This is a genomic window from Pseudoalteromonas sp. RW-H-Ap-1, assembly GCF_048318575.1.
Lineage (GTDB): Bacteria > Pseudomonadota > Gammaproteobacteria > Enterobacterales > Alteromonadaceae > Pseudoalteromonas.
Genome location: NZ_CP166997.1, coordinates 433341 through 448084, shown reverse-complemented (window position 1 = coordinate 448084; position 14744 = coordinate 433341). Strand labels below are relative to the sequence as shown.

Below are 14744 nucleotides of genomic sequence, written 5' to 3'. Positions count from 1 at the left end.
AGGGAAAATTGATAGATAAGCAGAGAATATTTACCTTTGTAATTATTTAACTTAACACAATAAAAGGATTTTTTATGAGCAGTACTAATGATCACAACGATAAAACTCAGATTGCTTCCCTAGACTCAAACACAAAAAAAACGTCAAACATTCGCAAGCAAAATCTACTTGGCAAAAAAATATCTGGCCGCTATTTAATTGAAGAGCTGATTGGCCAAGGCGGTATGTGTTATATCTATCGGGCGCGCGATACTTTTTTAGAAAACGGTAATCGCTCAGAAGCATCGGTAGCAATTAAAGTACTTCAAGAAGAATTCTCAAGCTCTGAAGAAGCTATCTCACTACTAAAAGATGAAACAGCAAAAACGCAACAGCTTTCCCACCCAAGTATTGTCAAAGTGTACTCAGCGGACTCTGACGGCGATCTATATTATGTCACTATGGAGTTAATTGAAGGGGAAACACTAGAACAAATTATTAAACGAAACAAACCCTCTGGCTTAGCGTTTAAAAAAGCAAAAACTATTTTAAAGCAATTAACTGACGCTCTTGTATATGCCCACTCGCGTGGCGTCATTCATAACGACCTCAAGCCTTCAAATATTATTTTTGATTCTAACGGTAACCTTAAGGTACTTGACTTTGGTATTGCCAAACATAAAAGCTTAGACGATCAATACGCTGTAAGAAATGACAGTGAGCTGGCGACAATTGGGGGCTATACACCAACATATGCAAGCCCGGAGCAATTAAAGGGTGGTGAAGCTGCCGTTAAAGATGATGTATTTTCATTTGCATGCATTGCTTATGAACTTCTCAGCAGTAAACACCCATTTAACCGTATTGCTGCAGATAAAGTTCCTAAAAATACAACAATCAAAAAACCAAGCAATTGCCCTCTTCTTTTGTGGAACAATTTGAATAAGGCGTTATCTTTGAGCTCTAGTCAAAGACTTGAATCATTAGAGCCAATATCAAAAACACTTACAACAAACTTAAACCCCGCTATTTTTGCTACAGCAGCGAGCATAGCCATTATTGCTTTGATTACGCAAAACTATTACTCAAATTCAGATAATACCAAACAATTACAGGCACAACTTGATAATGCCAAAGCAATTAATCAGCAAGTAGAAGCGTGGATGTCTTGGCAAGGGCCAACAATTTTAAACAAACTTGAACAAATCCCGCCACAATATGAAGTGCTTAAACAAGGGTTACTAAGATCAAACCAGCAAAGCATATTAGAGAGCTTTAACGATGAAGCTAATCAGTTTAATAATATCGCTGGTCGTAAATTTAAAGATTTCGATAAAATTATAGCCGTTTACTCTGATGCATTAAATTATTACCCTGATTCAGAAAAACTATCAATGCAATTAGAAAGTGTGCTTAGGGAACGCCAATCAATTATTTTTGATATTACAGCCAGAATCGATTTATTACTCGAACAGTCACGTTATAACGAAGAGCAGCCAAATAGTATTGCCCACTTGATTTTTGACTTAAAAGAAGTTGATAAAACTTACCGTTATCAGCCTACAGATCTTCACCTTGATAATTTTACAGTTGCGTTAAATACCGCGATAGAAAGTGACGATGTGATCACCCAAAAAGTCCTTTTAAATGTAGGTAAAATCGTTTTTACAAACAACAAAAAAGCGGATGAGTTACTAGCAAATTTAATGCAGCGAGAGTCTGCTATTAATGCATTAACTGCGTATCAGCAAAAGATTAATTTAGGCGAACAGGCAGACTTTCCTCGTGCCGATGCCGTGGTGTTTTATGGTCCTAAGTTTCAACGATTCTCTGCTCAGTTAGAAACAATAGAAGATCATAAAGCGTTAATGGAATTCGAAGAATTTATTAAATCTGAATCAACAGCATTACCGGATGACTTCTCACTTTTAATTTCGTTGAGAAAAGAATTGTCGAGACGTTACATCAGTACAGCAAACGATTTAATGAAAAAAAGAATGTATAAAGCCGCTGAACGTTTAGTTGAAAAAAGTGAAGCGATTACTCAGTCGTTAGACAAGATTCTCTAAAAATGCGTTTGTTTATTGTTCAAAAATAACACAGCGGTGATTGAATAACGATTGCATAGCTATTAGACTAAAATCAAAATACAGACAACAAAGTCAAGGACGACGAGTGCATTCATATCATCATACACTCCGCCAAGATTTTACATATTTAGACTTTTTATAATTTATGGAGTACCTATGAAAAATTTAAGCTTGCTAGCTGCAGCACTCATACTCACTGGCTGTTCAGCAACATCTAAAACAAACAAAACTGAAGATGTTGTTATTGAGCCAACTCCTCAAATGAGCGAAGAAAATGCACCAATATCACTTACGGTTATCACTAACCCAGCCGACTCTAGAGTTCGTATAATGAATATAGTGCCTGTGTATCAAGATGCTATTGAACTAGATGCAGGTAAATATGATATTGAAGTAAGCAAGGCAGGTTATATTACTTATAGAAAATGGATAACGGTTGATAAAAAAACTATCTTAACCATAGAGCTCGATGAAAAACAATCAAGTCAATCTGCGCAATAGACTGTTTAATGCAGTAAAATGCCTTTTTAAATAAAGGCATTTTAACATTAATAATAAACATACCAAATATAACCGCCCAAGCTTAAATTCACCGCTATACACAACCACAATACCACTATAAATACGCGCTTTTTTGACTTATGCCGTAAAGTTTGCTGCGCGATAAGTGCGCCTGGCCATCCTCCTAATAAAGCACAGAGATGTAAATGTCGCTCAGGTATACGACTTACTTGTTTACGATTCGACTGCACTGCTTTTCGTTTATCCCAGGCATAATATAAAAAAGTAATACCACTGAGTAATGAAATATATATCGGTATGAACATCTCAATTTTATGATTTAAATAAGCAAGCCATATTGCAGCTATAAACATACTCGAAAATATAATTAAGGTACTTTTTATCAAAAATAATCGCCTATAATGAAAATAATAAAAAAACACTTAGGTTAAATTATGACATATTTTAAGGCCGCGATGCTGCTGTTATCTCTATCTATATTTAGTATTCAAGCAAATAATGAAGCAGACTTACTAGCGCCAGAACTTGCGATATTTACGCCTTACTTAGGCACATGGCAAGCGGATTTCAATACCGAAACAGGTCAGCCAAGCATTCAAGATGTCAGTAATTGGCAGCGCGCACTTAATGGTAAAGCCATTCGTACTTCACACTCGATTAATGAGGGTGAGTATGGAGGGGAGTCAATGATTTTCTATGATCGTAAAAAACAATCACTGGTTTTCTATTACTTCACAACAGCTGGTTTTTATACTAAAGGCGTCATGAAAGTGCTGAGCCCAACGCAATTTGTGGCTTATGAAGATGTTACTGGTAGCAAAGAAGGGATCACTAAAGTTAAATCAACCAGTGAATTTAAAGATCAACAGTTTGTTGTTTCTACCTCTTATTTAAAAAAAGGAGAGTGGACTAAACCGGAACAGCGTATTTATACTCGCAGTACAAAAACCGTTAAATTTAAGTAACTTTGGACTTAAAGCTCAAAAGACAGCCTAGGCTGCCTTTATTATTTATAAAACCGATATTATTTTGCGAATTTTTTAAATGGTTCGTCAACTGGTGTATCAGCTAGGTGATTGGTGTAATTGCTCATTACTTTTTGCGATAAACCAACAATTATTTCTAGCAGTTGCTGTTTACCGTAACCTACTGCAAAAAATTTCTCAATTTGCTCATTGCTAATTACGCCACGATTGCGTGTCATTGCAAGCGTTGTTTCACGCAGCGTTTCAAGTTTTGCATCTGCAAGTGGTGTTTCATTAACCAGTGCATCAACAATACCTTGATCAACTTTCATTGAAGCGGCAATTGCGCTGTGTGCTGGTACACAGTAATGGCATTCGTGCTCAACATTAATTGACTGCCATACCACTGTTAGCTCTTCTGCGTTAAACGATGTTTTTTGAAATAAGTCGTGCAGTACTTGGTAGCCTTTAAGTAGCGTAGGTGCTTCTGCCATTACTGCATGAAGGTTTGGCACCATACCAAATGCTGCTACTGAATCAGCCATAAGCGATTTTGATTCTTCAGGTGCGTTGTCTTGAGTATATAACGTAAATTCTGCCATGTTCTGCTCCAATAAATTAATGTAATTAACTAACTTCGAAACACATACTATTTGATTTTGAGCGACTGCTCAAGTTAAAATTGAACAGTCGCTCAATTTAATAGAAACTATTATGGCCAATAAAGTTAAATTTGAACGCGAGCAAGTTGTTCGTGCCGCTAGTCAATTATTCTGGGAGAAGGGCTTTCATGCTACATCCACTCGCGATTTACAAGATGCAATTAACATGCGTCCTGGCAGCATTTATGCAGCATTTGGCTCTAAAGAAGGTTTATATTGTGAAGCGATAAAAAACTATGCCAAGCAAATGCAAAGCTTAATAAATGAGCGTTTAGTATCATGCAGCAGTATTCTTGACGCACTTCAAGATTTTGTAGAGTATGTTGTTATTTCCTCAAAAAGTAATACTCCAAGTGCTATCTGCATGTTAGTAAAAGCTAATAATGAGTTTATTGAGAAAGACAGTTATCTTTACCAAATCAGTGTAGAGCTAATGATAGACTTTGAACATTACCTTACTGAACTATTTACACTCGCCATAGCTGCTAAAGAGCTAAGCGGAAAAATTGCCGCTATAGATTATGCTCGTTTTTTCCAAATACAATTTACTGGCTTACGTAATTATTTTAATCGACCAAATGTAGAGCATTTAGCCGAACCAATGATCGAAAACATGTTTTCACTCATGAAGAGTCTTTAGCCGAAAATAAAAAAGCAGCTAATCTAAATTAGCTGCCTTTTTAATTTAAAAACAAAGTTCCACGATTAGGTTTTTAATTTATTAAGCTCAGAGTCTTGCTGCGCAACCAGTTTATTCAGTTCTTCACTGCTGTCGCCTGCCTGAGCAGATAAATCTGAAAGCTGTGAGGCGGCATCAGAAATTATTGTCAAATTGCGATTTATTTCTTCGGTGACTAGGCTTTGTTCTTCTGCAGCCGTTGCAATATGGGTAATTTGATTGGTTATTTCATCTACTTTCACAACCACACTGTGCAGTGCATCAAAAGCCGTTGAGGTTTCATCTACTGCAGTTTCGGCGCGTACTACACCTTTTTCAATAACAGTTGATGCATTACCTACTTCTGAAAGTAAGCTGTCGATTAAACTACTAATGTCATCGGTTGATGAACGTGTTTTAGATGCTAAAGCTCTAACCTCATCAGCAACAACGGCAAAACCACGTCCGTGCTCCCCTGCTCGCGCAGCCTCAATAGCTGCGTTTAGCGCTAGTAAGTTAGTTTGTTCAGAGATAGTTCGGATCACATCAAGTATTTGGGTAATATCATTACTACGCGATGCTACTTTCTCTACCGCCTGGTTAGCTTCTTTAATTTCCTCTGACATAGTTTTAACTTGCGTCATAGCTGATGATAAGCTCGATTCGCTACTTACCACTAGGGTATTAATTTCATCTGCTTGTTGCGCCGATTGCTCTGAAGCTTTTGCCACTTCAAGTGCTGTCGCGCTCATTTCGTTCATTGCAGTAACCACACTTTCAATTTCTTTAAACTGTGCTTGCACATTGTGCTTGGTTTCTACCGCAATGTTCGAAGTAACCTCACCTTGGTGTTTGGTTTGATCTGAGACCGCTTTTAGCTCACTGATCAATTCACGAAGTTTTGATAAAAACTTATTAAACCCTCCCGCTAGTGCAATCAATTCAGCGTGAGTATCTACATGAAGAGTTTGAGTTAAATCGCCTTCAGAGCTTGCTAAGTTGTCAACGCGTTCCTGAATTTGCTGCAGTGGCGCTACAACACTACCTACAACGAGCTTCATTACTATAAATGCCAATACCGCAATCACAGTACCGGTGATCAAAATAATCACACCCAGCTCTTTTGCTGCCTCAGACATGCCTGCAGTTAATTGAATTGGCCCCTCAAAAGCAAGCTCCGCGGGTACTTCAATTAGCAGCATCCATTTCACATCGGCAAGCTTAATTTCAATTGGGTAAGACACCATTATTTCTGCGGCTTGCTTGTTAATTCCTTTAGTGCCTTTTAGTACTTTGTAACTTTCATAACTTTTAGCGCTAACAGCTTCTTTCAGTGGGCGCCCTAATTTTTCTTTATAATGACTGGTACCAACAATTAAGCCCAAATGGCTAAGTAACGTTACTTTTGCTTTGCCATCGTAAAGCGCATTTGAAAGCTCTTCTGTTAACTTTTGAAATACAGGTAAGGTAATATCAGCCCCAGTTACACCAACAAACTTGCCTGATTTAATAACGGGTACAACAAGTGAAGTCATCATTTCTGAGTAACCCGGTGTTATCTCATATAAGTAGGGTTCCATAATGCATGGTTTTAACTTGTCTTTAGCACACAAGTACCACTCTGCCTCACGTAAACCAAATTCATTTATTTTATCCGCGTATTTTTCTGCCGCGTCTTCAACGACCTGTTGTTCAACCAAGCCATTACTGCTTTTAGTGAAATAAATTTCTAATGTTCCAGCACCGGCAACAGAGTGATCATAGCCTTGAGTAAATTCGCTATCTTTACCATCAAAGCCGTTTTTTTCAAACTGAGAATATATAGAAGAAATAACATCGTTACTTTCTAATAACGAGCGATTTAAAGAAACAACTGAGTCACGTTCTATTGAGGCTTTGTCGGCATCTTCTAAAATGCTACCAAGCGAAAAGGGTATTCGGTAAGCTTCATTAATAAAGGCAGCGATTTTCTCACCATAGGCGGCTGCATTTGCTGTTAATCGACCATCCACCTCATTTACAATTAAAGTTTCGGCCTCAGCAGAAGTATTGGCATTACTCGATGAGAGTTTAGACCAGAGTATGCCTGAAAATAGTACCACCGTTAAAAGTATACTTCCGACGCTTATCCACAATAACTTTTTTGCTAACGCTATTTCCCGCATTTATAACTACCTTGCTTTACTTATTTATTTTTTAGTTTAGACCAATTTAAATAACATTTTATTAAATGTTTTAAATTAGCCTGAATAACGTAACCTCATTACCAACTACCATTTAACTTTGCTCATTTCGCCGCTGGGTTATTAGCACAACAACAAGCAAACACCTATCCACAGGCAAGGCTTTAGTCCATATAGTTTATACACTAATCATGAGAATACTGTTCCAACCTGTCGGCCAGTTACATCATCTATATAATATAAAATGTTACTGTATCACTTTTACAGATTTATCAATTAAGATAGCTATCCAAAGAGATATTGATTACCAATGTCACAAAAATCAGTAAACTCTGCGATAACAGCTAATCTATCGGCCGACTTTCTTGTTACTTTAGGGTTTTTTGTGTATGAATCAACAAGCTATTCCTGAGCGAGCCATAACACCGCTTATACACTCATGATAGCAATGGTAAATTTCATGACTAGGGCCTGTTAACCTTTCAGGGTTTAATTTTCAGTCATTTGGGTATTAGTAGAATGTTAAGCATTGAGTCGCACTCAATAGCAGCCTTTTCCTGCAACACTTTCACTACAGTTACTAAACTTCTAGGCCGAGAGCCAAATTACAATAAGTGTGGATGTGTTTTTAGCACCGCTGGTAACGTCGTTATTTTAATAAATTCAATTTTAGGTTAATCGAGTACAGTACTCACTGTTGTAAAGTGGAATTATCTATTTTTTCAATTCATGTTGAGCTTTATCGATATAGTAGCAAATAAAAAACACGCGATGATCACTCATGACGTGTTTTTATAAACCATATAAAGGGATAGATTAAATAACTGAAAGTTCTACCTCAATATTGCCGCGTGTTGCATTTGAATATGGACATACTTGATGTGCTTTATTTACCAGCTCTTGGGCGGCTGTTTTATCCATACTACCTAATGACACGGCCAGTTTTACCGCAATTCCAAAACCGCCGTCAATGGCACCAATAGATACCTCTGAGTTAATGTATGTATCGCTTGGTAATGCGATTTTTTCGCTACCGGCTACAAATTTAAGTGCGCCAATAAAACACGCTGCATACCCTGCTGCAAATAATTGCTCTGGATTAGTGCCTTGCCCATCGTCACCACCTAACCCTTTAGGCGTTGATAAGTTAACATCTAAACGACCATCATCCGATTTAGCAACGCCTTCACGTCCGCCTGTGGCCGTTGCTTTTGCTGTATAGGCTACATTTTGTAATACATTCATAGTGAACTCCTAACTTTAAAATTTTTACATTAATTATTTTGCATGCAAAATAATAAGACAGCTAAATTCTGATTGCAAATACTTTGTATGCAAATTAAAATAAAATATCTTGGAATGAAAGGTAATGAGATGTCATTTGAACAGTTAAAATTAAAAAATCAGTTATGCCATCGGTTATATATGGCATCTAACAGCATAGCCCGTGCCTATCGAGAGCCTCTAGCAGAGCTTAATCTTACTTATCCTCAGTATGTTGTAATGATGGCGCTGTGGGAGCAAGATGAAATAACCATCGCCGAGTTAATAGATAAAACCGCAATTGATGGTAGCGCGCTTACTCAAATATTAAAAAAAATGACCGGCAAGTCACTGCTGAATGTAATAAAAGACGAGCTCGATAAGCGCAAGCGATTGGTGAAATTGACTCATACGGGTCAATCTTTAAAACTTAAAGCTGCCGATATTCCAAAAACAATTTTTTGTAAATTTGACAGCATCGACACTAACCAAGCACAGCAATTAATGCAGTTACTCGATTTAATCGTTAGCGACTTAAACACTCAGACTGAAGATGAAAATTTCGATAGCTAAAGGCCATCCCAAGTTAGTGCAAACCTAGCGTAAATATATCCAATTTGGTGCTTACGCTTTTTTATAGTTTTGTTATAAAAAACTAACCTATTGATTATCATTCATAAAATATTCAAATAACAATTGGCATACTTCTTCCTTCTCTCTTATTGACGTTAGTAACATCAAGGAAAAAATCATGTCTAATTTATACAATACTCTTTATTTTTTATGGCGCTTAGATATAAGTGTATGGCAAGTAAATGAGCCTACAAATACGCATACCACCAGCGAAAAAGAGCGTATCTACTCGCGTTAAACTATTTTTGAACAGACTTTGCAAGCTACCTCATAGCGTTGTATTGTAAAAGACTATTTAATTGGTTAGTGGAACGTGTATGCATGCTTTAGAAGTTAATTTTGACGGCTTAGTCGGCCCTACTCACAACTACGCAGGTTTGTCGTATGGCAATGTTGCCTCGTTAAATAACGCGGCGAGTTTTTCAAATCCGCAAGAAGCTGTGTTGCAAGGCCTAGCTAAAATGAAAGCCATGCACGATAAAGGCTTAACCCAAGGGGTATTTGCTCCCCATGCACGCCCTGATTTAAATGTATTACGCCGCTTAGGGTTTACCGGCAACGATGCGCAAGTGATCAATAAAGCCTTTAAAGCCGACCCTATTTTGTTACGCGCCTGTTACTCTGCCTCTGCCATGTGGACAGCTAATGCTGCCACAGTATCACCATCACCTGATACCAACGATGGCAAAGTACATTTTACTGCGGCAAATCTTAATAATAAATTTCATCGTTCATTAGAGCCAAATACGACAACACGTTTGCTTAAAGCAATGTTCAGTAACGAACAATACTTTGCACATCATACACACTTACCTGAGCAAGGTTTTTTTGGTGATGAAGGTGCTGCAAACCATACTCGTTTATGCGACAGTCACGGTGAAACAGGTTTAGAACTATTTGTGTTTGGTGCAAGTGCCTTTAACAGTCAACTTGTTAAGCCAGCTAAATTCCCAGCAAGGCAAACATTGGAGGCGTCTGAGGCTATTTGTCGATTGCATAATATAAAAGATACCAGTCAAATATTATTGCAACAAAACCCTGATGTGATTGACCAAGGGGTGTTCCATAATGATGTAATTGCTGTAGGTAACGCCAATGTTTTACTTTGCCACCAGCAGGCGTTTTTAAATCAAACGCAAGCACTAGACGATATTCGCGAAGCCTACGTAGGTAACAAACAGCTGTATATTATTGAAGTGCCAACTAGCAAAGTGAGTATTCAAGATGCTGTTAGTAGTTATTTATTTAATAGCCAACTGGTTAGCATGAATGACGATGCAATGCTGCTCGTTGCCCCACAAGAGTGTCAGCGTAATCCTGCTGTAAAAGCCTACATTGAAGAGCTTATTATTGCCGATAACCCCATAAACCAAGTGCAGTTTTTTGATTTACGCCAAAGTATGCAAAATGGTGGTGGGCCCGCTTGTTTACGTCTACGCGTGGCGCTTAATAGCCATGAATTAGCGGCAGTAAACCCTGATGTTATTTTAAATGACGAAAAATATACTCAATTATGTGACTGGGCTACTCGCCATTACCGCGATAAACTCGGCGCTAACGACTTTGCAGACCCAGCTTTACTAACCGAAAGCTATCAAGCGCTTGATGAGTTAACCCAATTACTTAGTTTAGGATCTGTATACCCATTCCAATTAGAAGCTTAAGTGGTTTATTCTTTAAGGGTTTGAGCGCACGCTCAAACTCTTGACCTAATTTTCTTAAATTCAATTAAGGTTAAGTTTTTCACCTTATACTTGTACCTATACTCAATTATTCAAATACATATAACTCTATTTGCTAGATCCTGACAGTGCGTTTAAGCGATATCTAATCCTAAAACACTTACTAGAATGGGTCTTTACAATCAAGCTTGGCAGAATTCCATATAAGGAGACAAACCATGACAACACATAAAGTTATTTTAATTACCGGCGCATCAAGCGGCATTGGCGAGGCGACCGCCAAAACATTAGTTAATAATGGTCACAAAGTGATATTAACTGCGCGCAGTGAAGATAAACTCAATAAACTAGTTGACGAGTTAGGCCATGAAAACGCATTTAGCGTTTCAGCCGATGCCACTGAATTTAATGAACTTGAAAATGTGGTGAGTAAAGGCGTTGAAAAATTTGGCCGATTAGACGCGGCATTTGCTAACGCAGGCATGGGTGTGTCATCAGCTGGCACAGAAAACGGCGACCCTGAACAGTGGTCAGCCATGGTTGACCTTAACATTAAAGCGTTGTTGTGGACCGCAAAACTCACTTTGCCTCATTTACGTGAAAACCAAGGGCATTTTATTTTAACAAGCTCTGCAGCAGGAAGAAGACCCATTGATGGCTCTATATATGGTGCCACTAAATGGTTTGCTCATGGCTTTGGTCAAAACCTCGCAGAGGAAATGAAACCATGGCATGGTCGCTGTACCACTATTGCTCCAGGCATGGTGAATACGCCTTTTTTTGATGAAGCAAAACCCGATAAGCTCGACCCACAAGATGTGGCCGATGCGGTATTATTTGCTATTGAAGCTAATCAGCGTAATAGCGTACGCGAAATCTATTTAATGCCCACCAACTAATAAGTTAATCCAAAAGGCCAATACTTATTGGCCTTTTCTCTAAAAGTGCTTAATTTTGCTTTTGAGAATCGCTGTTAACTAAATCAATGAAAAGTCACGTATTGAAACCTCCCTTACCATGCTAAATCTCAACTTTATGTCTATTATATAAATAAAGTAATTCAATAATCGGAACCCATTTAATGGCTCCTCATAAAGCTAATAATATGCCATCCCATCAATATGTTACTAATGATCCGTTGCACCAACTATTCGATGCAGTCGATTCTGTATCAGTACAAGGTTATGATGAGCAACGACGTGTAATTTATTGGAATAAAGGCAGTGAATTGCTTTATGGGTATTCACAGCAAGAAGCCATTGGCAAAAAGCTTGAAGATTTAATTATACCCGCACCAATGCGAGAGCCTGTTATTGAAGCACATAGTAATTGGATTAAGCATGATATTGAAATTCCTGCCTCAGAACTAACCCTCAAACATAAAAAGGGTAATGATGTGGCTGTATTTTCAAGCCATGTCATGTTTACTAATCAATATAATACCAAACAAATGTATTGTATTGATATTGACCTTTCAGAAGTCCACAAGGCACAAGCAGAAGCCACATTTAATGCCAATATGTTGAAGACTATCTTTGAAGCCATTCCCGACTTATTTTTTGTACTAGAACAAAATGGCACTATTACAGACTATCACGCAGGCAATAACAACGATCTTTATATTCCACCCCAGCAGTTTATTGGTAAAAAAATGATTGATGTACTGCCCAAAAAGGTAGCGAAAAAGTTTCAGATTCATATTGAAAAAACAATAGCACAAGACAATATTGTTAGCTTTGAATACGAATTAAGCATGCCTGAAGGCGTAATTTATTATGAGGCAAGGTTGCGCTTACTGCCCAGAAAAAATCAAATCATGGTGATTATCCGTGATATTAGCGAACCACACCGCTCAGCAGAATTGATCCGCCATCAGGCTCACTTTGATAGCTTAACCGATTTGCCTAATCGCTTTTTATCTTTAGATCGTTTGTCACAAATATTAATAGAAGTACAAAAAAATCATGAAAAAGCCGCGGTATTTTTCTTGGACCTTGATGATTTTAAAAAGGTAAATGACTCTTTGGGTCACGAAATCGGAGATAAATTATTAATCGAAGCCGCACATAGATTACAGCAAACACTGAAACAAAATGACACCGTTGGTCGACTAGGCGGCGATGAATTTATTGTTTTAATATCTAGTTTAAACGATGAAAACGACGCTTTAGCGATTGCTGAGCGATTACTTCAAGCATTTAGAAAGCCCTTTAAATTGGCAGGCAGAGACTTAATATTAACATTAAGTATTGGTATTGCTATTTCCCCTAAAGATGGCACATGTTCTTCGGTATTGTTACGTAATGCCGACACCGCTATGTACCAAGCAAAAGCGATGGGCCGCAATACCTCCTCTTTTTTCACCCCGCAAATGAATGTTGCAATGCGCCGGCGTTTTGAAATAGAAGAGCAAATGCATGGAGCACTGGAGCGAAACGAATTTGAGCTTTATTACCAACCGCAAATAGATGTAAAAACAAACACCATCATTGGCGCTGAAGCTTTGCTACGTTGGCATAATATTGTGTTAGGGGAAATTACCCCTGATGAGTTTATTCCCATTGCAGAGCAAACAGGCTTGATTGCGCCTATTGGTGTATTTGTACTGCAACAAGCCCTACGCTTTTTAAATGAATGGCAATCAATTAATAAGCAAAACTATACCATGGCGATTAATTTATCACCGCGGCAATTCAGAGACCCAGAATTAGTAAATATAATAAAGCGTACTCTGCATAAAAACAGTATTAGCAATGCTTGCTTAGAGCTGGAAATTACTGAAGGAGTACTGATGAATAGTCAAACCTCAATTCGTGACGCCTTATTACAAATTGATGAACTGGGCATTAAACTGTCAATGGACGACTTTGGCACAGGGTATTCATCATTAAGTTACTTAAGAGAGTACCCCTTTGATGTGCTAAAAATTGACCGAAGCTTTATCACTGGGATAACACATAATAAAGCAGACTGTAATTTGGTAAAAGCAGCCATCGCTATGTCACACAGCCTAGAAATAAAGGTAGTTGCGGAGGGGGTAGAAACCAAAGAACAGCTAGATTTACTTAACGAGCTAAACTGCGATATTGCTCAAGGATTTTATTTAAGTAAGCCCTTGCCCGGCGCCAAGCTACTCAATTTTTCATCGCGTTACTGCAAAGCGACTTAAAAGCACTTTAGTTAAAAAGTGCTTTTACAGTTGCGAGTTAGCTCATAATTTTAAAAAGTAGATCGCGTACAGTTGCAGGTTCAAATGGTTTGTCACAAATGGCATCCACACCAGCTTGAGCAATATTAGCCAAATGAGTATCGTTGGCCTCTGAGCTCACCATCAGAACTGGAATATGTGAGTACGTATTAGACTTTCGAACGGTTTCAGTTAATTCTTTACCATCCATTTCTGGCATATTGTAATCTGTAACAATTAAATCAAAAGATTGATTATTAAGCATTTCAATCGCTTGTTTACCGTCTTCTGCCTCTACAGGTTCAGGAATACCCATCCCCGCGAGCACACGTATAATATGTTTTCGCGCAAAACGACTGTCATCAACCACCAATACGCGAAGTAAAGTGACATCAAAGTGCTCTAGCTCCACCTCTTGCTCGCTAATTATATCCAGAGTCGCTTTAAGCGCACGGGTAATTTCGTCGGCATTAAACGGTTTAGGTAGAATAGCTAATACGCCCGATTGCCTAAGTTGCTCTAGATGGCGCTTATTACGCTCGCTCGACACTAGCATAAACGCCTGTTGCTCAGTATTACTGTTACTGCGTATTGCCTGTAATAAAGAGTCTGCAGTACCGTCGCTAAAATACATACTGCTGATCACTAAGTCAGGGTGGTACTTTGATAAAGCGGCCAGCGCATTCTCTTGAGTGCTGGCCGTTTCAATTTGTGTCACTCCACACTGAGCCAGTGATTTTTTTATTAGCTTTTGCTGCACTTCAGAAGGCTCAACTAATAAAATAGATAAGTTAGCTATTGCCGTTAAATCACTCATTTCAATCCTGTTAATATTAATTAAATAATTTTTATAATGCTCATTATAAAGTAATAACTTACAAGAAAAAGCTAAAACCGCAACAACAGGGCATGTTTACCCT

Annotated in this window: 13 protein-coding genes; 8 read left to right on the top strand and 5 right to left on the bottom strand. The window is 38.1% G+C overall.

What is annotated here, in order from left to right:
- The first annotated feature begins 74 nt into the window (after positions 1–74).
- Positions 75–2048 (top strand): serine/threonine-protein kinase, encoded by a 1974-nt coding sequence (locus AB8618_RS18410; protein WP_413403541.1) that lies wholly within the window; start codon positions 75–77, stop codon positions 2046–2048.
- A 177-nt stretch (positions 2049–2225) separates the two neighbouring features.
- Positions 2226–2570 (top strand): PEGA domain-containing protein, encoded by a 345-nt coding sequence (locus AB8618_RS18405; protein WP_138605835.1) that lies wholly within the window; start codon positions 2226–2228, stop codon positions 2568–2570.
- Between the two features lie 47 nt (positions 2571–2617).
- On the opposite strand, the gene AB8618_RS18400 is transcribed toward AB8618_RS18405, so the two are convergent.
- On the bottom strand, positions 2618–2977 hold the full coding sequence (locus AB8618_RS18400) for a DUF1294 domain-containing protein (protein ID WP_409425646.1): 360 nt from the start codon (positions 2975–2977) through the stop codon (positions 2618–2620).
- A gap of 48 nt (positions 2978–3025) precedes the next feature.
- On the opposite strand from AB8618_RS18400, the gene AB8618_RS18395 reads away from it, so the two are divergent.
- Positions 3026–3556 (top strand): hypothetical protein, encoded by a 531-nt coding sequence (locus AB8618_RS18395; RefSeq protein ID WP_413403538.1) that lies wholly within the window; start codon positions 3026–3028, stop codon positions 3554–3556.
- Between the two features lie 59 nt (positions 3557–3615).
- Here the strand turns inward: AB8618_RS18395 and AB8618_RS18390 are convergent, their stop codons facing one another.
- Entirely contained in the window at positions 3616–4158 is a 543-nt protein-coding gene (locus tag AB8618_RS18390) for a carboxymuconolactone decarboxylase family protein (protein ID WP_008108932.1), read from the bottom strand.
- A 112-nt stretch (positions 4159–4270) separates the two neighbouring features.
- Here AB8618_RS18390 and AB8618_RS18385 point away from each other — a divergent pair, with 112 nt between their 5' ends.
- Positions 4271–4858 (top strand): TetR/AcrR family transcriptional regulator, encoded by a 588-nt coding sequence (locus AB8618_RS18385; protein ID WP_413403536.1) that lies wholly within the window; start codon positions 4271–4273, stop codon positions 4856–4858.
- A 65-nt stretch (positions 4859–4923) separates the two neighbouring features.
- Here the strand turns inward: AB8618_RS18385 and AB8618_RS18380 are convergent, their stop codons facing one another.
- Positions 4924–7041 (bottom strand): methyl-accepting chemotaxis protein, encoded by a 2118-nt coding sequence (locus tag AB8618_RS18380; protein ID WP_409425643.1) that lies wholly within the window; start codon positions 7039–7041, stop codon positions 4924–4926.
- Positions 7042–7875: 834 nt separating this feature from the next.
- Complete coding sequence (locus AB8618_RS18375) at positions 7876–8304, bottom strand: organic hydroperoxide resistance protein (RefSeq protein ID WP_413403533.1); 429 nt, start codon at positions 8302–8304, stop codon at positions 7876–7878.
- A 129-nt stretch (positions 8305–8433) separates the two neighbouring features.
- Between AB8618_RS18375 and AB8618_RS18370 the strand changes: the two genes are divergently transcribed.
- The 4 genes from AB8618_RS18370 to AB8618_RS18355 all read left to right on the top strand — a co-directional run bounded on the left by AB8618_RS18370 (position 8434) and on the right by AB8618_RS18355 (position 13806).
- Positions 8434–8895 (top strand): MarR family winged helix-turn-helix transcriptional regulator, encoded by a 462-nt coding sequence (locus AB8618_RS18370; protein WP_413403531.1) that lies wholly within the window; start codon positions 8434–8436, stop codon positions 8893–8895.
- Between the two features lie 377 nt (positions 8896–9272).
- The gene (gene astB, locus AB8618_RS18365) at positions 9273–10619 is read left to right on the top strand and encodes an N-succinylarginine dihydrolase (protein WP_138605823.1); all 1347 of its coding nucleotides are present in this window, start codon (positions 9273–9275) and stop codon (positions 10617–10619) included.
- 236 nt (positions 10620–10855) lie between these two features.
- Positions 10856–11536: an SDR family oxidoreductase gene (locus tag AB8618_RS18360; RefSeq protein ID WP_198522830.1), complete on the top strand. Its 681-nt coding sequence runs from the start codon at positions 10856–10858 to the stop codon at positions 11534–11536.
- 182 nt (positions 11537–11718) lie between these two features.
- Complete coding sequence (locus tag AB8618_RS18355) at positions 11719–13806, top strand: EAL domain-containing protein (protein WP_413403528.1); 2088 nt, start codon at positions 11719–11721, stop codon at positions 13804–13806.
- A gap of 37 nt (positions 13807–13843) precedes the next feature.
- On the opposite strand, the gene AB8618_RS18350 is transcribed toward AB8618_RS18355, so the two are convergent.
- Positions 13844–14641 carry a response regulator gene (locus tag AB8618_RS18350; RefSeq protein ID WP_109875101.1) on the bottom strand — a complete coding sequence of 266 codons (798 nt, stop codon included), beginning with the start codon at positions 14639–14641 and terminating at the stop codon, positions 13844–13846.
- Between the last annotated feature and the right edge of the window lie 103 nt (positions 14642–14744).

What these genes read in the sequence shown, in the direction of transcription:
- AB8618_RS18355 (WP_413403528.1), top strand. Translation starts at nt 11,719, where the DNA reads ATGGCTCCTCATAAAGCTAATAATATGCCATCCCATCAATATGTTACT.
- AB8618_RS18390 (WP_008108932.1), bottom strand. Translation starts at nt 4,158, where the DNA reads ATGGCAGAATTTACGTTATATACTCAAGACAACGCACCTGAAGAATCA.
- AB8618_RS18405 (WP_138605835.1), top strand. Translation starts at nt 2,226, where the DNA reads ATGAAAAATTTAAGCTTGCTAGCTGCAGCACTCATACTCACTGGCTGT.
- AB8618_RS18380 (WP_409425643.1), bottom strand. Translation starts at nt 7,041, where the DNA reads ATGCGGGAAATAGCGTTAGCAAAAAAGTTATTGTGGATAAGCGTCGGA.
- AB8618_RS18350 (WP_109875101.1), bottom strand. Translation starts at nt 14,641, where the DNA reads ATGAGTGATTTAACGGCAATAGCTAACTTATCTATTTTATTAGTTGAG.
- AB8618_RS18375 (WP_413403533.1), bottom strand. Translation starts at nt 8,304, where the DNA reads ATGAATGTATTACAAAATGTAGCCTATACAGCAAAAGCAACGGCCACA.
- AB8618_RS18360 (WP_198522830.1), top strand. Translation starts at nt 10,856, where the DNA reads ATGACAACACATAAAGTTATTTTAATTACCGGCGCATCAAGCGGCATT.
- astB (WP_138605823.1), top strand. Translation starts at nt 9,273, where the DNA reads ATGCATGCTTTAGAAGTTAATTTTGACGGCTTAGTCGGCCCTACTCAC.
- AB8618_RS18410 (WP_413403541.1), top strand. Translation starts at nt 75, where the DNA reads ATGAGCAGTACTAATGATCACAACGATAAAACTCAGATTGCTTCCCTA.
- AB8618_RS18385 (WP_413403536.1), top strand. Translation starts at nt 4,271, where the DNA reads ATGGCCAATAAAGTTAAATTTGAACGCGAGCAAGTTGTTCGTGCCGCT.
- AB8618_RS18395 (WP_413403538.1), top strand. Translation starts at nt 3,026, where the DNA reads ATGACATATTTTAAGGCCGCGATGCTGCTGTTATCTCTATCTATATTT.
- AB8618_RS18370 (WP_413403531.1), top strand. Translation starts at nt 8,434, where the DNA reads ATGTCATTTGAACAGTTAAAATTAAAAAATCAGTTATGCCATCGGTTA.